General features: G+C 70.3%; 24 protein-coding genes. 12 read left to right on the top strand and 12 right to left on the bottom strand.

Translation table 11 applies throughout. The annotated features are described in order from the left end of the window. Positions 1 to 75: 75 nt before the first annotated feature. The 3 genes from AB0P25_RS17535 to AB0P25_RS17545 all read left to right on the top strand — a co-directional run bounded on the left by AB0P25_RS17535 (position 76) and on the right by AB0P25_RS17545 (position 2205). Entirely contained in the window at positions 76 to 444 is a 369-nt protein-coding gene (locus AB0P25_RS17535) for a BlaI/MecI/CopY family transcriptional regulator (RefSeq protein ID WP_363809064.1), read from the top strand. After that, positions 441 to 1397, top strand: a complete 957-nt coding sequence (locus AB0P25_RS17540; RefSeq protein ID WP_363809065.1) for a M56 family metallopeptidase — start codon at positions 441 to 443, stop codon at positions 1395 to 1397. Before AB0P25_RS17535 ends, AB0P25_RS17540 begins: the two co-directional genes overlap by 4 nt. A gap of 115 nt (positions 1398 to 1512) precedes the next feature. Then, positions 1513 to 2205 (top strand): DedA family protein, encoded by a 693-nt coding sequence (locus tag AB0P25_RS17545; protein ID WP_363809066.1) that lies wholly within the window; start codon positions 1513 to 1515, stop codon positions 2203 to 2205. A gap of 3 nt (positions 2206 to 2208) precedes the next feature. On the opposite strand, the gene AB0P25_RS17550 is transcribed toward AB0P25_RS17545, so the two are convergent. From AB0P25_RS17550 to AB0P25_RS17570, 5 genes are all read right to left on the bottom strand, one after another. After that, positions 2209 to 3135, bottom strand: coding sequence for an ABC transporter substrate-binding protein (locus tag AB0P25_RS17550; protein WP_363809067.1), 927 nt, complete (start codon positions 3133 to 3135; stop codon positions 2209 to 2211). Between the two features lie 62 nt (positions 3136 to 3197). Continuing rightward, positions 3198 to 3938 carry an ABC transporter permease gene (locus AB0P25_RS17555; protein ID WP_363809069.1) on the bottom strand — a complete coding sequence of 247 codons (741 nt, stop codon included), beginning with the start codon at positions 3936 to 3938 and terminating at the stop codon, positions 3198 to 3200. Continuing rightward, on the bottom strand, positions 3935 to 4624 hold the full coding sequence (locus tag AB0P25_RS17560; RefSeq protein ID WP_363809070.1) for an ABC transporter permease subunit: 690 nt from the start codon (positions 4622 to 4624) through the stop codon (positions 3935 to 3937). The genes AB0P25_RS17555 and AB0P25_RS17560 overlap by 4 nt, the downstream gene beginning before the upstream one ends. After that, positions 4621 to 5511, bottom strand: coding sequence for an ATP-binding cassette domain-containing protein (locus AB0P25_RS17565; protein WP_363809072.1), 891 nt, complete (start codon positions 5509 to 5511; stop codon positions 4621 to 4623). The genes AB0P25_RS17560 and AB0P25_RS17565 overlap by 4 nt, the downstream gene beginning before the upstream one ends. A 263-nt stretch (positions 5512 to 5774) precedes the next feature. Next, positions 5775 to 6431, bottom strand: a complete 657-nt coding sequence (locus AB0P25_RS17570) for a TetR/AcrR family transcriptional regulator (protein ID WP_363809073.1) — start codon at positions 6429 to 6431, stop codon at positions 5775 to 5777. A 201-nt stretch (positions 6432 to 6632) separates the two neighbouring features. Here AB0P25_RS17570 and AB0P25_RS17575 point away from each other — a divergent pair, with 201 nt between their 5' ends. Genes AB0P25_RS17575 through AB0P25_RS17585 form a run of 3 tightly spaced genes read left to right on the top strand, consistent with a single transcriptional unit; the run spans position 6633 to position 9979 of the window. Then, a complete protein-coding gene (locus AB0P25_RS17575; protein WP_363809074.1) occupies positions 6633 to 7730 on the top strand; it encodes a phosphatase domain-containing protein in 1098 nt (365 codons plus the stop codon). Between the two features lie 34 nt (positions 7731 to 7764). Further along, positions 7765 to 8874, top strand: a complete 1110-nt coding sequence (locus AB0P25_RS17580) for a winged helix DNA-binding domain-containing protein (protein WP_363809075.1) — start codon at positions 7765 to 7767, stop codon at positions 8872 to 8874. 10 nt (positions 8875 to 8884) lie between these two features. After that, positions 8885 to 9979: an FUSC family protein gene (locus tag AB0P25_RS17585; protein ID WP_363809076.1), complete on the top strand. Its 1095-nt coding sequence runs from the start codon at positions 8885 to 8887 to the stop codon at positions 9977 to 9979. 27 nt (positions 9980 to 10006) lie between these two features. Here the strand turns inward: AB0P25_RS17585 and AB0P25_RS17590 are convergent, their stop codons facing one another. Then, positions 10007 to 11830 (bottom strand): DEAD/DEAH box helicase, encoded by a 1824-nt coding sequence (locus AB0P25_RS17590; RefSeq protein WP_363809077.1) that lies wholly within the window; start codon positions 11828 to 11830, stop codon positions 10007 to 10009. 55 nt (positions 11831 to 11885) lie between these two features. On the opposite strand from AB0P25_RS17590, the gene AB0P25_RS17595 reads away from it, so the two are divergent. Beyond that, positions 11886 to 12674, top strand: coding sequence for an SGNH/GDSL hydrolase family protein (locus AB0P25_RS17595; protein ID WP_363809078.1), 789 nt, complete (start codon positions 11886 to 11888; stop codon positions 12672 to 12674). Between the two features lie 14 nt (positions 12675 to 12688). On the opposite strand, the gene AB0P25_RS17600 is transcribed toward AB0P25_RS17595, so the two are convergent. Then, positions 12689 to 13945: a D-alanyl-D-alanine carboxypeptidase gene (locus tag AB0P25_RS17600; protein ID WP_363809080.1), complete on the bottom strand. Its 1257-nt coding sequence runs from the start codon at positions 13943 to 13945 to the stop codon at positions 12689 to 12691. 19 nt (positions 13946 to 13964) lie between these two features. Then, positions 13965 to 14789, bottom strand: coding sequence for an RNA methyltransferase (locus AB0P25_RS17605; RefSeq protein ID WP_363809081.1), 825 nt, complete (start codon positions 14787 to 14789; stop codon positions 13965 to 13967). Positions 14790 to 14866: 77 nt separating this feature from the next. Here AB0P25_RS17605 and AB0P25_RS17610 point away from each other — a divergent pair, with 77 nt between their 5' ends. Both AB0P25_RS17610 and AB0P25_RS17615 read left to right on the top strand, forming a co-directional pair. Next, a complete protein-coding gene (locus AB0P25_RS17610; protein WP_363809341.1) occupies positions 14867 to 15712 on the top strand; it encodes a Sir2 family NAD-dependent protein deacetylase in 846 nt (281 codons plus the stop codon). A gap of 40 nt (positions 15713 to 15752) precedes the next feature. Beyond that, a complete protein-coding gene (locus AB0P25_RS17615) occupies positions 15753 to 16352 on the top strand; it encodes a histidine phosphatase family protein (RefSeq protein WP_363809082.1) in 600 nt (199 codons plus the stop codon). 6 nt (positions 16353 to 16358) lie between these two features. Here AB0P25_RS17615 and AB0P25_RS17620 read toward each other — a convergent pair whose 3' ends face one another. Then, positions 16359 to 17438: a glycosyltransferase family 1 protein gene (locus AB0P25_RS17620; RefSeq protein ID WP_363809083.1), complete on the bottom strand. Its 1080-nt coding sequence runs from the start codon at positions 17436 to 17438 to the stop codon at positions 16359 to 16361. After that, positions 17435 to 18346: an alpha/beta hydrolase gene (locus AB0P25_RS17625; protein ID WP_363809084.1), complete on the bottom strand. Its 912-nt coding sequence runs from the start codon at positions 18344 to 18346 to the stop codon at positions 17435 to 17437. The genes AB0P25_RS17620 and AB0P25_RS17625 overlap by 4 nt, the downstream gene beginning before the upstream one ends. 103 nt (positions 18347 to 18449) lie before the next feature. Here AB0P25_RS17625 and treS point away from each other — a divergent pair, with 103 nt between their 5' ends. The 3 genes from treS to AB0P25_RS17640 all read left to right on the top strand — a co-directional run bounded on the left by treS (position 18450) and on the right by AB0P25_RS17640 (position 21362). Further along, positions 18450 to 20159 (top strand): maltose alpha-D-glucosyltransferase, encoded by a 1710-nt coding sequence (gene treS, locus AB0P25_RS17630; RefSeq protein WP_363809085.1) that lies wholly within the window; start codon positions 18450 to 18452, stop codon positions 20157 to 20159. Positions 20160 to 20279: 120 nt separating this feature from the next. Further along, entirely contained in the window at positions 20280 to 20966 is a 687-nt protein-coding gene (locus tag AB0P25_RS17635) for an exonuclease domain-containing protein (RefSeq protein ID WP_363809086.1), read from the top strand. 72 nt (positions 20967 to 21038) lie between these two features. After that, positions 21039 to 21362, top strand: coding sequence for a DUF4190 domain-containing protein (locus AB0P25_RS17640; protein ID WP_363809087.1), 324 nt, complete (start codon positions 21039 to 21041; stop codon positions 21360 to 21362). Between the two features lie 348 nt (positions 21363 to 21710). On the opposite strand, the gene AB0P25_RS17645 is transcribed toward AB0P25_RS17640, so the two are convergent. Both AB0P25_RS17645 and AB0P25_RS17650 read right to left on the bottom strand, forming a co-directional pair. Beyond that, the gene (locus AB0P25_RS17645; protein ID WP_115696813.1) at positions 21711 to 21962 is read right to left on the bottom strand and encodes a type B 50S ribosomal protein L31; all 252 of its coding nucleotides are present in this window, start codon (positions 21960 to 21962) and stop codon (positions 21711 to 21713) included. Between the two features lie 123 nt (positions 21963 to 22085). Further along, on the bottom strand, positions 22086 to 22874 hold the full coding sequence (locus tag AB0P25_RS17650) for an ABC transporter ATP-binding protein (RefSeq protein WP_363809088.1): 789 nt from the start codon (positions 22872 to 22874) through the stop codon (positions 22086 to 22088). Positions 22875 to 22895: the final 21 nt, after the last annotated feature.

Genomic DNA, 22895 nt, shown 5'->3' on the forward strand with positions numbered 1-22895 from the left:
ACTTCTACGTTCTGTAGAACAACAACTTCTACGAAGTGTAGAACATTCCCAGCCCATTCGCGCTACCCTGGGATCGTGGCGAACCTCGGAGAACTGGAACGGGCTGTCATGGACACCCTGTGGGACGGCGACGCCCCCATCGCGGCCGGTGAGCTACGCGACAAGCTAGCGGCATCGCGCGAGGGTGGGAAGCCACCGGCTCTGACGACGGTCCTCACGGTGCTGTCGCGCCTGGAGTCCAAGGGATTCGTCGGCCGCGACCGCGACGCCCGTCCGCACCTCTACTACGCCGCGCTCACGCGCGCCGGCCACGTCGCCGACCTGATGCGCGAAGTGCTGGAGTCGTCCTCCGACCGCACCGAGGCGCTGGCGTACTTCGTCGGCTCCGTCGACGAGTCCGAGGCCGAGGTGCTGCGCCGCCTGCTCGACGCCCGCAGCGTGTGAGCACCGATCCCGTCGCGCCGCTCGCCGGGGCGATCTTCCTCGGCGCGCTGGCCGTCGCGCTCGCGTGGCCCGTGCCGCTGCTGCTCGCGCGCGCCAAGTGGCCGGCCGCCGCCCCCGTGCTGGCCGTCGCGCTGTGGCAGTCCATCGCGCTCGCCGGCGGCATCTCGATGATCGGGTCGCTCCTGCTCGCCGGGCTCCTGCCCTTCGGCGACGACCTGTGGAGCCGGATCCAGGGCGCCGCCGCGTCCCTGTTCAACGGCCCGCTGCCGCCGGGCGTCAGCCTGCTCAACGCGTTCCTGCTCAGCGCGGCGATCCTCCTCACCGCGCACCTCCTCCTCAACCTCGCGCTCACCGCGGTGCGCAGCCGCAATCAGCGCCACCGGCACATGGAGCTGCTGCGCCTGCTGTCCTCGCCGCTGCCGGACACCCCCAGCACCCGCGTGATCGACCATCCCGCGCCCGCCGCCTACTGCCTCCCGGGCGCGCGCAGTGTCACCGTTCTCTCGGAGGGCATGATCGAACTGCTCTCCCCCGCCGAACTGGACGCGGTGGTCGCCCACGAGCGCGCGCATCTGCGGCAGAAGCACCATCTGCTGCTCGACGCGTTCCGCTCCTGGAAGCGCGCGCTCCCCTGGTTCCCCATCGCGACCCGGGCGCAGGATGCCGTGGCGCTGCTCCTGGAGGAGCTGGCGGACGACACCGCCCGCAAGGCCTCCGGCGACGCCGTGCTCGCCGACGCGATCCGGCTCGTGGATGCGACCGGTCCGGCCGGCGCCGCGCTCGGCGCGCCCAAGGACAAGCGGACGCCCGAACAGCGCCGCGCGGCCCTGCTCGCCCGCGAGGAACGGCTCACCGCCGGGCGCCGGACCGTCGGCCCGGCGCTCCGCGCGGCCGTCGTGGTGGCGACCGCGCTGCTGGTCGTCGTGCCGCCGCTGGTGATCCTCCTCAGCTGACGGGGCTCCTCAGCGAACGGGGCTGCCGGGCTGACGGGGTCCTCGCCGCCGCTCTGCAGCGCCGGGTCAGGGTCCACCGCTACGCTTCGAGCATGCCGCGACGGATGCCGACGACATGAACGACGCCCTGACCTGGATCCTCGACCTCGTCCAGAGCGTCGACCCGGTGCTGCGGACGCTGCTGGCCGGCGTCGCGATCATGCTGGAGACGTCGATCCTGGTCGGCCTCGTCGTCCCGGGAGACACCGTCGTGCTCGTCGCGAGCACCGGCGTCTCTAGTCCGGTCGAGTACGTCGCCCTGGTGGTCGCCGTCATCGTCGGCGCGCTCTGCGGCGAGTCCATCGGCTTCGCTCTCGGCCGGTTCTTCGGTCCGCGCATCCGCGCCAGTGCGCTCGGCCGCAAGATCGGCGTCCGCAACTTCGATCGCGCGGAGGCGTACCTGGCGCGGCGCGGCGGCATCGCCGTGTTCCTGTCCCGGTTCCTGCCGGTCCTGCACTCCCTCATCCCGCTGACCGTCGGCATGAGCCCCATGCGGTACCGCACCTTCATGGCCTGGACCGTGCCGGCCTGCATCCTCTGGGCGTTCGCCTACGTGAGCGTCGGCTCGGCGGCGGCCGGCGGCTACCGCGAGCTGTCCCGCGAGCTGCACTGGGCGGGCTACATCTTCGTCGCGGTGATCGCGCTGTTCATCGTCGCCGTCTACCTGGTCAAGAAGGTGCTGGGCAAGCGCGAGGCGCGGCACATGGAGTCCGCAGACGCCGACGCGGCGGCCCGGGAACCCGAGCCGCCGCGTGGTGGAGCCGCCTGATCCTTACTTGATCGGGTGGTCCTGCAGCCACTTCTTGGCGACCTGGTCGGGCTGGGTCTTGCTCGCACCCTGGTTCTCGCCGTTCATGTCGATGAGGTCGGCAGTGGTGAGCTCCTTGGAGACCTTGTTCAGGACCTCCTTCACCTTGTCGGACGCCTTCTTGCTGTTGATCAGCGGCACGATGTTCTGCGCGGCGATCAGGCTCTTCGGGTCCTTCAGGGTGACGAAGCCGTTGTCCTTGATGGCCGGGGTCGTCGTGTAGATGTCGGCCAGCTGCACGTCGCCGTTCTTCAGCGCCGCGACGGTGAGCGGTCCGCCGGAGTCGCTGATCGGCTTGAGCGTCGCGGTGACGCCGTAGGCCGACTTGAGGCCCGGGATGCCGTACGGCCGGGTCTCGAACTCCGGGTTCGCGCCGACGGTCAGCGGAACGGTGACGTTCTTGAGGTCGTCGAGGCTCTTGACGTTGTACTTGTCCGAGAACTCCTTGGTGACGTTGTACGAGTCGGCGTCCTGCGCCTCCGACTGGTCCAGCACCTCGTAGCCCTTCGGCAGGGCGTCGTTGAGGGCGGCGTAGACGTCGTCGCTCGAGGTCGCGGTGCTGCTCTTGTCGTAGAACTGGAGCAGGTTGCCGCTGTACTCGGGGATGAGGTCGATGGAGCCGTCCTGCAGCGCCTTGAGGTAGACGTCGCGCTGGCCGATGCTCGGCTTGTAGGCGACCTTCACGCCGTTGGCCTCGAGAGCCTGGCCGTAGACCTGCATGAGGATCTCGGACTCGCCGAACGCGGCCGAGCCGATGGTGACGGTGTCACTCGAGGACGAGGCGGAGCCGGTGCTGAATGCGCCGCCTCCGGAGGAGCAGGCGCTGAGCGCGAGCAGCGCCCCGGCGGCGAGCACGCCGGCCGCGACGCGGCTCTTCTTGGATGCGAACATGATCTCTTCTCTCTTGGTGTCCCGGTGCGGGAGCTCGGTGTGCGGGTAGGAGGTGGTGCGGGTCAGGTGGTCGGCGCGCTCTCGCGGGCCGGCGTGCGGGTGGAGCGGCGGTCGCCCTCGCCGGTGTCGCGGACGCGACCGGCGACGACGCCCCGTGGGACGACGAGACGCTGGACGATGGCGAACAGCCCGTCGGAGACCAGCGCGAGCGCGATCACGATGATGGAGCCGCCCAGCATCTCGGGGTAGTTCTGCACGGCGATCCCGTCGATGAGGAACCGCCCCAGTCCGCCGACGGGCAGGATCGCCGCGACCGTCCAGGTCGCGATCACCTGCAGGGCGCCGGAGCGGAGGCCGCCGATGACGAGCGGGAGCGCGAGCGGCAGCTCCACCTTGCTGAAGACCTGCCAGCCGGTCATCCCGATCGCGCGCGCCGCGTCGATGGGGGCCCGGTCGACGGACTGGACGCCGGAGTAGGCACCGGCGAGCACCGGCGGGATGGCGAGGATCGTCAGGGCGATCAGCGGAGGCACGATCGTCAGATTGGTCGTGATGAGCGCCAGGTAGATGACGAGACCGAGCGTCGGCAGGGCGCGGAGGGCGCCGGAGACACCGACGGCGATGCCGCGGAAGCGCCCGGTGTGACCGATGGCGAAGCCGATCGGCAGCGCGATCACAGCCGCGAGCAGCAGGGTCAGCAGCGAGTACAGGATGTGCTCGCCCGTGCGGGCCGGGATGCCGCCGGGACCGGCCCAGTTGGCCGGGTCGGCGATCCACGCGAAGGCGGCGAGGATGTCGGTCATGCGCCGGTCACCGCCTTCACCGTCTCACGGTGCCGGAGGCGCTTGGCCCGCCGGTCGGCGCGCGCCCACGGCAGCAGCACGCGGCCGAGCCCGACCAGGAGCAGGTCGAACAGCAGTGCGAGGATCATGATGAGCACGATCCCGACGACCGCCTCCTCCGGGTAGTACCGGTTGAGGCTGTCGGTGAAGAGGAAGCCCAGATTCGGGACGCCGAGCAGAGCACCGACGCTGACCAGGCTGACCGTACTCACCGAGACCACCCGCAGACCGGCCAGCAGCACGGGTCCCGCGAGCGGCAGCTCCACCGACCAGAAGCGGCGCCAGCCGGAGTATCCGACGGCGGTCGCCGACTGCAGCACGTCGCCGGGAACGGACGCGAGCGCATCCGCCGCGGTCCGCACCATGATCGCCACGGCGTAGACGCTCAGGGCGACGACGAGGTTGAGCGGCGACAGGATCTGCGTGCCGATCAGCGCCGGCATCGCGAAGAAGAACGGCAGCGACGGGATGGCGTACAGGATGCCGCAGATCGTCAGCAGCACGCCGCGGCTCCAGCGGTATCGGTTCGCCACCCAGCCGATCGGCACCGACACGATGAACCCGATGACGATCGGGAGCGCGGCGAGCCACACGTGATTGACCGTGAGATTCCAGACAGGGCCGAGGTTCGACCACAAGAAGCTCACGACGCGTCCTCACCCTGCGCCGGAGCACCCGCGACCGAGACGGTCGCGGCCTTTGCCTCGGAGGGAGCGGCGCTCGCGCCGGAGAGCACGCCGGCGGCGCGCCCGTCGCTGTCGACCAGCACCGAGCCGGTCGGGGTCTGCTCGACATGCAGCACGCGGCGCCCGCGGTCGGCGCCGACGAACGACGCGACGAAGTCGTCGGCGGGGTTCGCCAGGATCTCGGCGGGCGTGCCCTTCTGGGCGACGATGCCGCCCTTGCGGAAGATGACCACCTGGTCGCCGAGCTTGAACGCCTCGTCGATGTCGTGGGTCACGAAGACGACCGTCTTGTCGAGGTCGCGCTGCAGGTGGAGCAGTTCGTTCTGGAGGTCGTCGCGCACGATCGGGTCGACCGCGCCGAACGGCTCGTCCATCAGCAGGATGTTGGGGTCGACCGCGAGACCGCGGGCGACACCGACGCGCTGCTGCTGGCCGCCGGAGAGCTGGCTCGGGTAGCGATCGGCCAGGGAGCGCTCGAGCCCCACGGTGTCCATGAGCTCCAGCGCGCGCTCCCGCGCCTCCTTCTTCTTGACGCCCTTGAGCAGCGGCACGGTCGCGATGTTGTCGACGACCTTGCGGTGCGGCAGGAGGCCGGAGTTCTGCATGACGTAGCCGATGGATCGGCGCAGGGCGACGGGCTTCAGCGAGAGGACGTCCTGGCCGTCGATCTCGATGGCGCCGGAGGTCGGGTCGACCATCCGGTTGATCATGCGCAGGATGGTCGTCTTGCCGCTGCCCGACGAGCCCACCAGCACGGTGATCTTGCGGGACGGGATGACGAGCGAGAAGTCGTCGACGGCGAGCGTCCCGTCCGGGAACCGCTTCGTGACGTCACGGAACTCGATCACGACAGCGCTCCCGTCGAACGGGTCACTGCGCGATCGGCGTCGCGGCGGGGTGCGAAGACTGTGGCGGCCATCACCCCCAGCCAAACAGCCAGGCGCTGTTTTGGCAATGAATTGCGTCGAATCGTGACGTTCAGGGTCGCTCTCACGCGGCCCCCCTTCGTTCGGTGACGGTGCCGTTCCGCGGCGTTCGCTCCCTGTTCGGAGCGCTCGCCCGTGTGGATGGCAACCTGCCACCGACCACCGACATTCCCGCGGCGGGCGGATCAGCCCTTGGGGTCGAACCGGCTCTCGAGGTATTCGCGGGCGACGGTCCGCGCCTCGGCGATGTACCGCTCGTCGCCGTCCGGGTTCTCCACGAAAGCCCGGTTGATCAGGGAGTCCATGATCTCCACGACGACCTCGAGGCGGAAGGCCAGGTCGTCGCCGGCCGGCAGTCCGTACTCGTCGGAGAGGATCTGCGCGAACTGCTGGGCGAACCCCGCCTCGCGCACCACCTCGTCCTCGGGCACGCCCGCACGCTCGGCGTCGGCGAAGCGGATGATGCGGAATCCGCGCTCGGTCCGGAACATGTCCACGAAGGCGTCGATGGCCGCCTCGACGGCGTTCCACCAGTGCTCCGGCGCCTGGGCGTGGATGGCGGCGACGACCGAGTGGCGGTAGCGCAGCAGGGCCCGGTCGCGCAGCGCCTGAAGCAGGACGATGCGGTCCGGGAAGTAGCGGTAGACGGTCCCGATGGACGCGCCGGCGCGCTCGGCCACCATGGCCGTGGTCAGCCGGTCGAAGCCGATCTCGTCGACGACGTCGGCGGCGGCATCGAGCAGGGCGTCGATACGGGCGGCGCTGCGCTCCTGGATCGGCTCGGTACGGACGAGCGGTGCTCCGACGCTGCTCTGTCCGGCGACCAGATCGTTGATGGGCACGAGGGCGACTCCTTCTCTCTCTGGATCAGTCGGTGGTGCGGGTCCCCAGCCCGGCGACGGGATCACCGTCGCACATACCTCGATCGTAGTCGGGGAAACCTCACTTCCGCTGGGTATTACTCTTCGACCCGCCGAAGAAAAGTCCCCCAGATCTGGGGGATGCATACGAATGAACCTTCACTCCATGAGAAAATGGATCAGATGCTCTCCCCCGAACAGCGCCCCGCTCCGGTCTCCGGCGACTCCGCTTCCCGTCGCAGCGCGGCGGTGGAGCCGATCATGCACCGGGCCGCCCGCATCGAGGACGCCTTCCACGACTTCCGTGCGCGCCGCGCCCGCAGACGCGGGTTCCTCCCGACGATCGTGCCGTACACCGGCTACGGCGCGCCCAGCTGGGTGCGCATCCTGGGCCGCGTGGTGCTGGCGAAGGACCCGCGCCCCGGCAGCCGCGCGGAACGGCTGCACCGCAAGCGCGAGGAGTCGGTCCGCGGCTGGCGCTCGTTCATCAGCGTGCCGCTCGCGAACACGACGGTCACCGTCGAGATCGAGGGCGACCGCCACGAGGTGGTCACCGATCGCGGCGGCGTCATCGACACGGTCGTGCCCGCGCAGCTGACGCCGGGCTGGCACACGGTCAAGCTGTCCACCTCGGAGTCGACCCGCGTGTTCGAGGCGCCGGTGTTCGTGGTCGACCCGAAGGCGACCTTCGGGGTCATCTCCGACATCGACGACACGGTCATGGTCACCGCTCTCCCCCGTCCGCTGCTCGCCGCCTGGAACACGTTCGTGCTCGACGAGCACGCCCGCGTGCCCACGCCGGGGATGTCGGTGCTGCTGGAGCGGCTGGCCACCGCGCATCCCGGCGCCCCCGTGCTCTACCTCTCCACGGGCGCCTGGAACGTCGCGCCGACGCTCACGCGGTTCCTGTCGCGGAACCTCTTCCCCGCCGGTCCTCTGCTGCTGACCGACTGGGGGCCGACGCACGACCGCTGGTTCCGGAGCGGACGCGAGCACAAGCGCACGAGCCTCGAGCGGCTGGCCCAGGAGTTCCCCGGCCTCAAATGGCTGCTGATCGGCGACGACGGACAGCACGACGAAGACCTCTACGGCGAGTTCACGGTGGCGCATCCCGACAATGTCGCGGCCGTGGCCATCCGGCAGCTCTCCAGCGGTGAGGCGGTGCTCGCCGGCGGCCGGTCGAAGGCCGAGAAGCACAGCGAGCTCTCCGGCACCCCGTGGGTGTACGCGCCCGACGGCGCCGGGCTGAGCGAACAGCTCACGGAGCTCGGCCTGCTCTGACGCACTGTCGGTGGTCTCTGGCAGGCTGGCCCCCATGCCCGCCAGCCGTGCCGCCACCCGCGTCTCCCGCGCCGACCTGCTCCGGATGCGGCGCCTCGCACAGGCGATCGACGGGCCGCGCGAGTCGGACGCCGCCTCCGTGGGCCGCCGCCTGCTCGCGCTCCAGGGGCAGGACTTCGCGGCGGGATGCTGGGCGCTCGCCCTGCGGACCACCGGCGCGACGCTGAGCGACGTCCTGGCCGACCTGGACGCCGGTCGGATCATCCGATCGTGGCCGATGCGCGGCACGCTCCACTTCGTCCCTCCGGAAGACCTCCGGTGGATGCTCTCGATCACGATGGATCGCATGGTCGCCGGCCTCGGTCGGCGGCAGCAGCAGCTCGGTCTCACCGCCTCCGACTTCGAGCGGGCAGCCGACGTCGTCACGGGCGCGCTCGCGGGCGGACGCACCATCGGCCGGGCCGAGCTGATGGAGGTGTGGGAGGCCGCCGGGGTCTCCACGACCGGGCAGCGCGGCTACCACCTCATCTACTTCCTCGCGCAGACCGGCCTGCTGTGCTGGGGACCGGTGATCCGCTCGGGCAACGGCAACCCGACGCAGGCGCTCGTCCTGCTCGACGAGTGGGCCCCCGCTCCCCCGCCGCTCGAGCCCGACGAGGCGCACGCGCAGTTCCTCCTCCGGTACCTCCAGGGACACGGTCCGGCGACCATCCGCGACTTCGTCTGGTGGACCAAGGGCACCATGGCGGGCGCGAAGACCGGGCTCGCCGTGCTCGGCGACGCCGTGACGACCGTGGAGAGCGACGGCGTCGAGTACCTGGTGACCGCCGAGCTCGCCGATCGTGCCGCCTCCACGCCGGCGACCCGCGCCGAGAAGGATGCGGTGCACCTGCTGCCCGCGTTCGACGAGTACCTGCTCGGCTATCAGGACCGCTCGCCCATCCTGGACGACGGCCACTTCGAGCTGATCGTGCCCGGTGGGAACGGGGTCTTCCAGCCCGTCATCGTCGCCGGAGGCCGCGTGGTCGGCACCTGGCGCCGGGACGGAGCACGGGTCGCTCCGCAGCCCTTCGCGCATCTCACCGAGGCCCGCAGCACCCGGCTGGAGCGCGCGGCGAAGGCGTACGCGCGCTACGCCCGGTAGCGTGGAGTCCGTGGCACGCACCAGCACGAGACGCCGCCGGCTCCCGGCCGGGATCGCGCTCCCCGCCACCATCCGGACCAGCACGCGGGCACCGTTCCTCCAGGTCGTGAAGACCGCGGTCGCCATGATCGTCGCCTGGGCGGTGGCGAGCGTGTTCGTGCACGGCGAGCTGCCGATCTTCGCGACGATCGCGGCGCTGCTGGTGGTGCAGCCCAGCGTCAACCAGTCGGTGGGACGCGCGATCGAGCGCTCCCTCGGCGTGATCGTCGGGGTCGTGATCGCCTACCTGATCGGCCTCGCCTTCGGCACGAACAGCTGGATCGTGCTGCTCGCGGTCGTCGTGTCGGTCCTCCTCGCGTGGGCGCTGAAGCTGACGCCCGGGACCGCCAACCAGGTCCCGATCACCGCAATGCTGGTGCTGGCGATCGGCGCGTCCGACCCCGAGTACGCCCTCGCGCGGATCGTGGAGACGGTCATCGGAGCAGCGATCGGCGTCGTCGTCAACGTCGCCATCGTCCCTCCGGTGCTGACCGCCCCGGCGCGGCAGGCGGTCGTGGCGCTGGGGAACGAGATCGCCTCCACCCTCGACCGGCTGGGCGACGCGCTCCGCACGACGCATACCCGCGGCGAGCTGGATGCGCTGCTCATCGAGGCCAGACTGCTCCGGCCGATGGAGGCGAAGGCGCAGACGGCGATCACCGCGGCCGACGAGAGCCTGTCGCTGAACCCGCGGCAGCGAAAGCACCGCGTCTACCTCGAGCACGACCAGCAGCTGTTCGCCAGCCTGCGTCCGCTGATCAACCGAACGCTGGGGATGACGCGCGCCTATCACGACCATTACGACGACAGCCTCGCGGCCGAGCCGACCATCCATGCCATCAGCGACGAACTGCACCGGGCAGCGCACGACCTGCGGCTCCTGGCCCGCGATCCGGACGAGCCGGTGGTGGAGCCGGGCACCGAGACGGCCGGCGTCCCGGTGCTGACGGCGCCGCTGACCATCGCGACGCCCGACCCGCGGCACTGGGTGCTCATCGGCTCGCTGGTGGAGGATCTGCGCCGCATCCACGTCGAGATCGCCGGCGACGACGAGGCGGCGGCGTAGCGGAGGCGACGCGGCGGCCGGGCGGGGCTAGTGCGACCCCAGTCGCTTGCGGAGGAAGTCGATCCGCGCCTGCAGCTGCGTGACGCTCGCCTGCGCGACGGCCGGACCGCCGCAGACGCGCCGGAGCTCGGCGTGGATGAGGCCGTGCGGTTCCCCCGAGTTCTTCGAGTAGAGCCCCACGAGGCTGTTGAGCAGCTGACGCTGCTCCTTCAACGTCCGGTGCAGCGGCGCCGGCGGGTGACCCTCGGCCGTGGCCGGACGTGACGAGTGGCGGCGGGCCTGGCGCTGCTGGCGCTGCAGCAGCAGCTCGTGAACCTGCTCGGGCTCGAGGATGCCGGGCAGCCCGATGAAGTCGTGCTCCTCGTCCGTCCCGGGCACGGCGAAGCTGCCGAACTCCTTGCCGTCGTACAGGACACGGTCGAAGTTCGCCTCCGATCCCAGCGCCTCGAAGGCGAACTCCTCGGTCAGCGCCTCCGACGCCCGCTCCTCGCGGTTCGCCTCGGCGACCATCGCGTCCTCGGGATTCCACAGGTCGCCCTCGGCGTTCTCCTCGACGACGCGGTCGAGCGCATGGTCGCGCTCCAGCTCCATCGCGTTCGCCAGCGCCATCAGAGTGGGGACGTTCGGCAGGAAGACCGACGCGGTCTCTCCGCGCCGTCGTGCGCGCACGAAGCGGCCGATGGCCTGCGCGAAGAACAGCGGCGTGGAGGCGCTGGTCGCGTACACCCCCACGGCGAGCCGTGGCACGTCCACACCCTCCGACACCATGCGCACCGCGACCATCCAGCGCGAGTCGCCCTTCGAGAACGCCTCGATCCGGTCGCTCGCCTCCTTCTCGTCCGAGAGCACCACCGTCACCGGCTCGCCGCTGATCTGCTGCAGCAGGTCGGCATAGGCGCGGGCGGCGTAGTGATCGGTCGCGATGACGAGGCCGCCGGCGTCCGGGATGGAGTTGCGCACCTCGGTCAGGCGGCGGTCCGCGGCCGACAGCACCGCCGGGATCCACTCGCCGCGCGGGTCGAGGGCGGTGCGCCACGCCTGTGAGGTGATGTCCTTCGTGTTGCCCTCGCCGAGCCGAGCCTCCATCTCGTCGCCGGTCTTGGTGCGCCAGCGCATGTGGCCGGCGTAGACCATGAAGATCACCGGACGGACGACGCCGTCCTCCAGCGCCCGGCCGTAGCCGTAGTTGTAGTCGGTGACCGAGGTACGGATGCCCTGGCGGTCGGGCAGGTACGTGACGAACGGGATCGGCGCCGTGTCGGAACGGAACGGCGTACCGGTCAACGACAGGCGCCGCGTCGCGCGCTCGAAGGCGTCGCGGATCCCGTCGCCCCAGCTGAGCGCGTCGCCGCCGTGGTGCACCTCGTCGAGGATCACCAGCGTCTTGTGGGCCTCGGTGATGTCCTTGTGCAGGGAGGGGCGCATCGCGACCTGGGCGTACGTGACTGCGGCGCCGCGGTAGTGCCGCGCGTACCTGCCGTCCGAGTTCTTGAAGTCCGGGTCGAGGTTCAGCCCGACCCGGGAGGCCGCCTCCGCCCACTGACGCTTCAGGTGCTCGGTCGGCGCCACCACGGTGACCCGCTCCACCACCCGGCGCGAGAGCAGTTCGGTGGCGAGGCGGAGGGCGAAGGTCGTCTTACCGGCGCCGGGCGTCGCGGCGGCGAGGAAGTCCCGCGGCTCGTTCACGAAGTAGGCGTCGAGCGCTTCGGCCTGCCAGGCACGGAGCTTTCCGGCCGTTCCCCACGCCGCGCGCTCAGGGAACGACGGCGACAGGTGCTCGGCGGCGAAGCTTCCGGCGTGCGCGCCGGGTCGCTCGGACTCGTCCGGCTCGGGTGTTGCTGTCGTCTCCACTTGGATCAAATCTACCCGAGAGCACCGACACCCTCGGGCGTTGCAGAATGGAGCAATGGCCGAAGCTCAGCATCCCTGGTCCCGCTACGTCGCCCTGGGCGACTCGTTCACCGAAGGCATCGGCGACCCGGAGCCCGGCAGCCCGGGAGGCCACCGCGGTTGGGCGGACCGCGTGGCCGAGGTGCTGAGCCAGAAGACCGACGACTTCGCGTACGCGAACCTCGCGGTGCGCGGCAAGCTGATCAAGCAGATCCTGGACGAGCAGGTGGATGCGGCCGTCGCGCTGCGCCCCGACCTCATCACCATCTCGGCGGGCGGCAACGACGTCATCCGCCCGGGGACCGACCCCGACCAGATCGCGCTGCTCTTCGACGAGGCCGTGTCGCGCCTGAGCGTCGACGGCGCGACCGTCGTCGTCTTCACCGGCGTCGACGTCGGCTTCTCACCGGTGTTCCGCGGCATCCGCGGCAAGGTGGCGATCTACAACGAGAACGTGCGCGCCATCGCCGCCCGGTACGACTGCATCGTGGCCGACCAGTGGTCGCTGACCGAGATCCAGGATTCCCGGATGTGGGCGCCCGACCGCCTCCACCTCGCGCCGCTCGGCCACCACACGGTCGCCCGCATGGTGCTGGCCGCGCTGAACGTCGAGAACGACCTGCAGCCGATGGAGCCCGAGCCGCTGCCGCCGCGGACGTGGCGACAGGCGCGGTCGGAGGACCTGTCCTGGGCGCGCGAGTACCTGGTCCCCTGGGTGCTGCGCCGCATCCGCCACCAGTCGTCCGGCGACCACATCACGGCGAAGCGCCCGCAGGCCGGGCCGTTCCTGATCAGCGGGGACTGAGCGCGAGGGACGCGCTACGTCCCGAGCCCGCCCGGGTGCGCCAGCCGCCAGCCGAACCCGGGATCGGGCACGTCCTTCGCCAGCGCGAGCGGCACCGTCTCGGTCTTGCCGTTCAGCGTGAAGGTGCCCTGTCCGAGGATGTCGCCCGTGAATCCGGACGACAGCGGCCGGGTCTGCAGGTCCACCGCGATGGGCGTGTCCGACCAGACCACGAACGACTTCGTCTCGGTGGCGATCAGCTTCGAGGATGCGCCCCACGCCGTCGTGTAGGTGCCGAAGACCTGACCCTTCTCGACCGGCGTCACCTGGTGGAAGCCCGCCTTCACACTCGTCAGCAGCGCCTGCACCCCGGCCCAGAGGTCGTCATGGGTCGGCGCACCCAGCACGACGCCGAGGACGCGCACCTTCGTGTTGCCGACGGGAACCTGCGCCGAGAACAGGAGGCAGTTGCCCGCTTCGTCGGTGTTGCCGGTCTTGATGCCGTCCATGCCCTCGAACCCGAGGAGCGTGTTGGTGTTGTCCTGCGCGCCGGCGCCCGGAAGCGTCACGCTCTTCTGCGACACGATCGACGAGAGCGCCGGCGATGCGAGCACGAGCTTCCCGATCCCGATGAGGTCCTTCGTGGTGCTGACGTTTCCCGGGTCGAGGCCGTCGGGCGTCGTGATCTTCGTGCCGGTGAAGCCCTTCTGCGCCAGCCAGTCGTTGGCGGCCTTCACGTACGCGCCGGTGGAGCCGTACGCCCAGTTCGCGAGCGAGATGGCGTAGTTGTTCGCCGACGGCAGCAGCATCGCCTCGAGCGCCTGCTTCTCGGTCATCGACGTCCCCGCGACGACCGGCGCCCACGAGCCGCCCGCTCCGATGACCTGGTTCCAGATGTCGACGTCGCGCTGGGTGAACGCAATGTCCGGCCCCTGGTCGTTCCCGTCGAGCGGCTTCTTCTCCAGTACCACGAGCGCCGTGATCGTCTTCGTTATGCTCGCGATCGGGACGCTGGCCTCGCTGCCGTGCGAGGCCGACGCGCCGGGATAGTTGGGCGCGACGATCGCCGCCGATCCGTACCCGGGCCACGCGAGCTGCGCGGCCGGCTGCGCGATCGTCTTGTCGTGCGCGGTGACGGCGGCGGTCGCCGGCACGGGAGCCACGAGCGACCCGACGACGTACACGAAGGCGACCAGGATGGCCGTCAGCAGCCCGAAGACGACGATCCGGCGGCGGCGATACACCTGACGGGAAACACGGCGCGGCGGATCGGCGAGGACTTGCTGGGGCACGCCTCGATGGTATCCGGGCCTACCGATGCGACGGCTGAGAACGCGCGCGCAGCGCCCACAACGCGACAGCGGAGGCGGACGCGACGTTGAGCGAGTCCACGCCGTGCAGCATCGGGATGGTGGCCACCGTGTCCGCTGCGGCCAGCGCCCGGCGGCTGAGCCCGTCCCCTTCCGCGCCGAAGACCATCGCCACCCGCTCCGGCGGTGCTGCCGCGTACTCGTCGAGCGTCACTGCGTCGTCGGCGAGGGCGAGCGCCGCGATGTCGAAGCCGGCGTCGTGGAGCAGCGGGACGGCGTCATCCCACTCAGGCAGTCGCGTCCACGGCACCTGCAGCACCGTGCCCATGCTCACCCGGACACTGCGCCGGTAGAGCGGATCGGCGCAGCGCGGCGTGACGAGCACGGCGTCGGCGCCGAGACCGGCGACCGCGCGGAAGATCGCCCCGACGTTGGTGTGGTCGACGATGTCCTCGAGCACGACCACGCGCCGCGCGTCCCGCAGCAGCTCCGCGGGATCGGGCAGCTCCGGCCGGTGCATGGCGGCCAGGGCGCCGCGGTGCAGGTGGTACCCGGTCAGCCGCTCCAGCACCTCCGCCGATCCGACGAACACCGGGACGTCCGGATACGGCGCCAGCAGCGGCTCGACGTCCGGCAGCCACTGCTCCTGCAGCAGCACCGACCGGGGCCGGTGCCCGGCGGCCAGCGCCCGGGTGATGACCTTGGTCGACTCGGCGATGTACAGGCCGCCCGCGGGCTCGCTCACCCGGCGCAAGGCCACGTCGGTGAGGCGGGAGTAGTCGGCGAGGCCGTCGGCCTCCAGGTCGTCGATGCGGTGCAGGAGCATGGCGTCCACATTGCCAGGCCGACGAAACAAATCCGAAAACTGGGGTGTTTAGAGTGGAGGAGGATCTGGAGGTGCCTGTGACCACGCTGACGACCGAGCTCCCGCCGGAGCTGGCCCGCGGCATCGACCAGACCGTCGAGCTCCTGAGCGGTCGCCGCTTCGCGGTGCTGACCGGTGCGGGCGTGTCCACCGACTCCGGCATCCCGGACTACCGCGGCGAGGGCGCGCCGAAGCGCACGCCGATGACGTTCCAGCAGTTCCTCGCCGACGACCGCTTCCGCAAGCGCTACTGGGCCGGCAGCCACCTGGGCTACCGCCGGTTCGCGGCCGCGCATCCGAACGCCGGCCACCGCGCGCTCGCGTCGCTGGAGGCGTCGGGCGCGGCGAACGGCGTCATCACCCAGAACGTGGACGGCCTGCACAAGCAGGCGGGATCCCGCCGCGTCGTCGACCTGCACGGCGCGATGGACCGGGTGCTCTGCCTCGTCTGCGGCCAGATCTTCGCCCGCGAGGCGATCACCGCGCGCATCGACGCCGCGAACCCATGGCTGGATACGGAGGGCGCCGTCGAGATCGCTCCGGACGGTGACGCGATCGTCACCGACATCGACGCCTTCATCGTCCCCGACTGCACGGTCTGCGGCGGTCACCTCAAGCCGGATGTGGTGTTCTTCGGCGAGTTCGTCCCGGCCGAGAAGTACCGTGAGGCGAGCGCGCTCGTCCGGTCGGCGGACGCGCTGGTCATCGCGGGCTCGTCGCTGGTCGTCAACTCCGGCATCCGCCTGCTCGAGGAGGCGCGGCGCCGCCGCCTTCCGATCGTCATCGTCAACCGCGGCCAGACCAAGGGCGACGGCCGCGCGACCATTAAGCTGGACGGCGGGACGACGGAGACGCTCGTCGAGCTCGCCAAGCGGCTCGGCTGAACCAGCCGGCACCTGCGCGTCCCGCGGCGAAAGGACGCGCGTGACCTTCATCTCCCTCGTTCGGCACGGTCAGACCGACTGGAACCTCGCGAAGCGCATCCAGGGCTCCAGCGACATCCCGCTCAACGACACGGGCCGCGCCCAGGCGGAGACGACCGGACTCGCGCTCTCGGGAGGCCGGTTCGACGCGATCTACGCGAGCCCGCTGTCTCGCGCGCTCGAGACCGCCCGGATCATCGCCGGGCACGTCGGCCTCGGCGACCCGGAGCGGCTGCCCGCGGTAGCCGAGCGCAACTACGGCGAGGCGGAGGGGTTGACCGGCGAGCAGATCCTCGACCGCTGGCCCGACGGGATGCCCGTCCCCGGCCGCGAGACCCGCGACGAGGTCGTCGCCCGGGCGCTGCCGGCCCTGCGCGAGCTGGGCGAGCAGCATCCCGGCGAGAACGTCATCGTGGTCAGCCACGGAGGCGTCATCTCGTCGCTGGTGCGTCACGTGACCGACCATGCGCTGCCCGGGCCGGGCGAGCTCATCCCGAACGGCTCGGTGCACCGCTTCATCTACGACGACGGCGAGCTGACCCTCGACCGCTTCAACCTCGGGCCGGAGGATCGCGACCTGTTCACCGCGTCGGTGATGTAGCCGTCGTCAGCGCGACCGCGCCGCCGTCGTCTCCAGCACCGTGAGCAGGTGCCGCGCCGACCCGTCCCAGGTGTACCGCTGCGCCTGCGCGCGACCGGCAGCCGACCGCGCGGCCCACACGCCGTCCTCCTCCAGGTGCCGTACGCGCGCGGCGACCTCCTCGGCGTCGTCCGCGGAGAAGAACAGCGCAGCCTCCCCGCCGATCTCGCGGAAGATCGGGATATCGCTGACGACCACCGGCGTCCCCAGCTCCATCGCCTCCACCAGCGGGATGCCGAAGCCCTCGTCGTGCGACGCCGTCACCAGCGCCGTCGCCGCGGCCAGCGTCTCCGCGTACTCCTCGTCGCTCGCGCCGTCGTGGAAGACGATGCGCGCGCCCGGTGCGAGCTCGGCCAATCGCTGACGCTCGTCGTCGGACACCCGGCTCATCAGGTGGAGCGTGTAGTCCGGCAGCAGCGCCGCTGCCCGCACCAGCGTGTCCACGTTCTTATACGGCATGAACGAGCCCATGTAGACGAGGCTCTTCGACTCGGGTGCGGTGCGCTCCGCACGGCCCGGCGCGAGCGCGGGCATGTCTGCCGCGTTCGGCACGACATAGACCGGCTTCTTGGTCAGGTGGTGCTCGGCGATGAGGCCCTCGGTCGTCTCCGACACGGTGACCACCGCGTCGGAGCGGTTCAGCAGCATCCGCTGCGGCCACCACGCCAGGTGGTACAGCCGCCACAGCCCCCGCACGAACGCCGGCAGGTCGCGCGGCGGCGTCGGGTGCCGATAGTAGATGAGGTCGTGGACCGTCAGCACGAGGCGGTACTTCCGGCCGAAGCCGCCCATCGTCTGCATCGGGGTGAAGACGATGTCCGGGTCGAGCTTGTTCACCGTGCGCGCGACCCAGGGCTCCCCGGCGGAGGTCGGCGACGGGATGAGCTCCCACGGCAGGTCGGGCAGCAGCTCCAGCTGGCGGTGGTCGCTGATCAGCATGGTGACCGGGTGCAGCTTCGCCAGCGCGGTCACGACGCCCGCCGTGTAGCGGCTGATGCCGTCGTGTCGGCCGATCCGGGTGTAGCGGCAGTCGAAGAGGATCTTCACGCGGACTCCCCCAGGAAGCGCTCGATCGCCCCGGCGGCCGACACCGGCGTCTCGTAGTGGATGAGGTGCCCGACGTCCGGGATGGCGACCAGCTCCGCGTCGGGGAACAGCGTCTGCAGCCGGAACTCGGCCTCGATCGGCGTGATGTCGTCCTTCTCCGCGGCGACCAGCAGCGTCCGCTCGGGGATGCGCGCCGCGTACTCGCTCACGTCGTGGGACACGGAAGCGCGGAACGCCTCCAGCACCACGCGGCGGTCGCTGAACGCGGAGAAGTAGCGGTCGTGCTGGTCGTGGATCCAACGACGGAGGGACGCATCCCTCGTCTTCGCCATCGCCATGCTCATCACGCGCACGATGACGCGGTTGCGCAGCAGCCCGAAGCCCAGGCGTTCCGGCAGCGCGGCGGCGAGCCAGTAGTAGAAGATCGCGAGACGGGTGAAGACACCGCGCGGGCCCTCCAGCGCGGGCTGGCCGATGGGGTTCACGAGCACCACGGCGTCCGGACGGGCGACGCCGGAGGATGCCGTGGCCAGCGACCCGGACACCACGATCGAGCCGAACGAGTGGCCCAGCAGCACGACGCGTCCGCCCGCGGGCAGCTCCAGCCCGGCCACGAACTCCCGCAGCCACCGGCCGTACCCGTCGATGTCGTGCGCCGCCTCGGTCATCGGCGTCGACTCCCCGAACCCCGGGAGATCGGGCGACACCATCCGCACACCGCGCAGCTGCGCCACCACCGGCTCCAGGCCGTGATGGTCGCCGCGGAAGCCGTGCACGAGCACGAGCGTCGTGTCCGCATCCGGGTCGCCGTAGTCCCAGAACCGGGTGGTCGAGCCGAGGATGCCGAGGGCCCCCTCGCGGACGGGGACGCGCTCGAGGTCGGCGGCGTAGGGGGAGGTGATGAACATCGTCCGCCAGTCTAGGCAACCGAGGCGCGCGGGAGCCCGAATGAACCTTAGACTTCACTGGTTGTAATCGTTTGCACCCGCCTCTTCGCCCCCAAGGAGAACCGTGAGTTTCACCGCGCCCATCACGCTGCCCGGGCTCGCCCTCGATCCCCAGTGGTACCGCCGGTCGGTCTTCTACGAGGTCATGGTGCGGTCGTTCGTCGACAGCAACGGCGACGGGTCGGGCGACATCTCGGGGCTCACCTCCAAGCTCGACTACCTGCAGTGGCTCGGCATCGACGCCCTCTGGCTGCCGCCGTTCTTCCAGTCGCCGCTGCGCGACGGCGGGTACGACGTGTCCGACTTCAAGGCGATCCTGCCCGAGTTCGGGACGATCGAGGAGTTCCGCGAGCTCGTCACCAAGGCGCACGAGCGCAATATGCGCATCATCATCGACCTGCCGATCAACCACACCTCCGACCAGCACGAGTGGTTCCAGCAGTCGCGGTCCGACCCCGAGGGCCCGTACGGCGACTTCTACGTGTGGAACGACACCGACGACAAGTGGCCGGACATCCGCATCATCTTCGTCGACACCGAGGACTCCAACTGGGCGTTCGACGAGGCCCGGCGGCAGTACTACTTCCACCGCTTCTTCTCGCACCAGCCCGACCTCAACTTCGAGAACCCGGCCGTGCACGAGGCGATGTACGACATCGTCAAGTTCTGGCTCGACCTCGGCGTCGACGGATTCCGGCTCGACGCCATCCCCTACCTCTACGAGTCCGACGAGGGCAACGGCGAGGGTGAGCCGAAGACGCACGAGTTCATCATCCGGCTACGGGAGTGGGTGGACCGCGAGTACCCGGGCCGCATCATGATCGCCGAGGCCAACCAGTGGCCGCGCGAGGTCGCCGCGTTCTTCGGCAGCGAGGAGGAGCCCGAGTGCCACATGGCCTTCGACTTCCCCGTCATGCCGCGCATCTTCTACGCGCTGCGGTCGCAGCAGGCCGGCGAGCTCGTCCGGGTGCTGTCCGAGACCACCGACGTGCCCGAGGGCGCCGCCTGGGGCGTGTTCCTGCGCAACCACGACGAGCTGACGCTCGAGATGGTGAGCGAGGAGTATCGCCAGGCGATGTACGGCTGGTACGCCTACGACCCGCGCATGCGAGCCAACATCGGCATCCGCCGCCGCCTCGCCCCGCTGCTCGACAACTCCCGCGCCGAGCTGGAGCTCGCCCACGCGCTGCTGTTCTCGCTGCCCGGCAGCCCGTTCCTGTACTACGGCGACGAGATCGGGATGGGCGACAACATCTGGCTGCCCGACCGCGACAGTTCACGCACTCCGATGCAGTGGACGCCGGACCGCAACGCCGGCTTCTCCAGCGCCGACCCGGGCAAGCTCTACCTGCCCGTCGTGCAGTCGCTGGTGTTCCACTACAACCAGGTGAACGTGGAGGCGCAGCTCGCCCAGTCCCGGTCGCTGCTGCACTGGATCCGCAACGTCATCCACGTGCGCAAGGCGCACCCGGTGTTCGGGCTTGGCGACATCCGCGTCCTGCCGACCGACCACGAGTCCGTGCTCGCGTTCATCCGCTCCTACGAGGGCAGCGGGACGCACTTCGGCGACCAGCCGGAGGACGTGCTGTGCGTGTTCTCGTTCGCGCACAATCCCGTGTCGGTCACGCTGGAGGCGCCGGAGTTCGCCGGGCGGACGCTGTACGACCTGTTCGGCGGGGCGGAGTTCCCGACCGTGGCCGAGGACGGCCGGTTCACCCTGACCCTCGGCACGCAGAACTTCTACTGGCTGCACATCGAGCCGCGCCGCGACTGAGCCTTCGTCGGCACGCCGAAGTGCAGGTAGTTGCGGCCTCCACCGGCGTGTCGACCGCAACTACCTGCCCTTCGGCGTGTGAGCCGTACGAGTGACGGTGGGGGTGCTTAGCGTTGGGGTATGAGCAACTGGCACCACCGGCTGGGGGTCTTCGATCTGGAGACCACGGGGATCGACGTGGAGTCCGCTCGCATCGTCACCGCGCACGTCGGCCTGCTCGACGAGACCGGTGAGGTGCTGCACCGCCGCGACTGGATCCTCGACCCGGGTGTCGAGATCCCGTCCGAGGCGACCGCGGTGCACGGCGTCACGACCGAGCGCGCGCGGGAGCTGGGGATGGATCCGGCGCGCGGTGTCGCCGCGATCGTCGCGCAGCTGCGCAGCCTGTTCGACCGCGACATCCCGGTCGTCGCCTACAACGCGCCGTACGACTTCACCCTGCTCGACCGCGAGGCTCGCCGCTACCGCGTGGCGCCCCTCGTCTCCCCCGGCCCGATCATCGACCCGCTGGTGATCGACAAGGCCGTGGACAAGTTCCGCCGCGGCAAGCGCACCCTCACGGTGACCGCGAGCCACTACGGCGTCGACCTGCTCGCCGCCCACGACGCCGGCGCCGACGCGATCGCGGCCGGCCGTGTCGCGCAGGCGCTCGCACGCATCCACGCCGACGCCCTGGCCCTGGAGGCTGCGGAGCTGCACCTGCGTCAGGTGGACTGGTGCCGGGAGCAGGCGGCCGACTTCCAGGAGTACATGCGGCGCGAGCGCGACCCGGAGTTCACCACCTCCGGAGCCTGGCCGCTGCGCTGACCGTTTTTCGTCGCGCTTCCCCCGCATGCGGGGGCTGGTAGCCGCCCCCGCTGGCCCATTACCCTGTGGGCCATGAGCGACTCCAACCTGAACCCGCAGCCTCTTCCTCCGCAGCAGCAGCCCCAGTACCAGCAGCCCTACGGCGCTCCTGCGCAGCGGGGCTGGAACGTGCTGGCGATCGTCGCGTTCATCGCGACCTTCTTCATCAGCATCCTGGGCATCATCCTGGGCTTCATCGCCCTGTCGCAGATCAAGCGCACCGGCGAGCAGGGCCGCGGCCTCGCCCTGGCCGCCGTCATCATCGGCTTCATCTCGCTGGCCCTCGGCATCATCATCTCGATCATCGTCATCGCGACCATCGCCGCCAACCCGAACGTCTACTACCAGGGTTCCTGACTCCCGCCCCGCGACGACGAAGGCCCCCGTCCACAGGACGGGGGCCTTCGTGCGTGCGTGCGCCCCTGCATTCTCCCGCGATTCGCGACGAACGCACGTCATTCGTCAGGAATGGGGTCCATTCGTCACGAATCGAAGACGAGCCAGTCGCGAACAGCGACCAGGGAGGGCGGGCCCACGTCGGAGATCGGGCGTCGAATCTCCGTCCGACCGCGGTCAGGAAGGAGTTTCGAACACTGAGAGGGCGAAACTCCGACACTGCGGAGGCGGGACAAGGAGCCCCCAGACACGCCGAAGGCCCCCGTCCAGTGGACGGGGGCCTTCGTGCAGCGGCAGGAGCCGCGCGGCTTACTTGCCGAAGTTCTTGTAGCGCGAGTTGAACTTCTCGACGCGGCCGGCCGAGTCGAGGATGCGCTGCTTGCCCGTGTAGAACGGGTGCGACTCGGAGGAGATCTCGACGTCGATCACCGGGTAGGTGTTGCCGTCCTCCCACTCGATGGTCTTGTCGCTCGAGACGGTGGAGCGGGTGAGGAACGTCGCACCCGAGGCCAGGTCGCGGAAAACCACCGGGGCGTAGTCGGGGTGGATGCCAGTCTTCATCAGGACTTCCTTGTTGCGTTGTCGTATTCGGTCGTGTCCGCGCCGGACGGCGTGAGGACGGGAAGCTTGTCGGCCCGGACCGGGCCAGCTACCTACTTTAGCAGATAGAGGCTCGGGTCGCCGTCACGACGTGGCGCGCGCGGCGTAGCGGCCGTCGGTCTCGCTGAGCTCGACCGCGACGCCGAAGGTGTCGCTCAGGTTCTCGCTCGTCAGCACCTCGTCGATCGGGCCGGCGGCGGCGATCCGCCCGTCCGCCAGCAGCAGCGCGCGGTTGAAGCCCTGCGGGATCTCCTCGACGTGGTGCGTGACCATGACGATGGCCGGCGACTTCGGGTCGCTGGCGTACCCGCCGAGCAGCTTCACGAGCTCTTCGCGGCCGCCGAGGTCGAGGCTCGCGGCGGGCTCGTCGAGCAGCAGGATCTCGGGGTCCGTCATCACGGACCGCGCGATCTGCACGCGCTTCTGCTCGCCGTCCGACAGGCTTCCGAAGGTGCGCTCGGCCAGGTGGTCGAGGTGCCACTCGCCGAGCACGCGCAGCGCCCGGCGCTCGTCGATCTCCTCGTACAGCTCATTCCAGCGGCCGGTGACGGCGTAGGCGGCGGTCATCACCACATCCAGGACGCGCTCGTTGCGCGGGATGCGGCGGGCCAGCGCGCTGGACGCGAAGCCGAGCAGCGGCCGCAGCTCCGACAGATCGGTGTGGCCGACCGACTCGCCGAGCACGACGGCCTCGCCCGAGCTCGGGTGCAGCGCCGCCGCGGCGATCTGCAGCAGCGTGGTCTTTCCGGCGCCGTTGCGGCCCAGGATGACCCACCGCTCGTCCGGCTCGACCGCCCAGTCGATTCCCTGGAGGACGGGGTTGCCGTCCCGTACAACGGACACGTCGGTAAGTCGGATAACGCTGTCGGCCATGTCGTCCAGCCTACCTGCGCC

The organism is Leifsonia sp. NPDC077715 (assembly GCF_040686855.1).
In the GTDB taxonomy this organism is placed as follows: domain Bacteria; phylum Actinomycetota; class Actinomycetes; order Actinomycetales; family Microbacteriaceae; genus Leifsonia.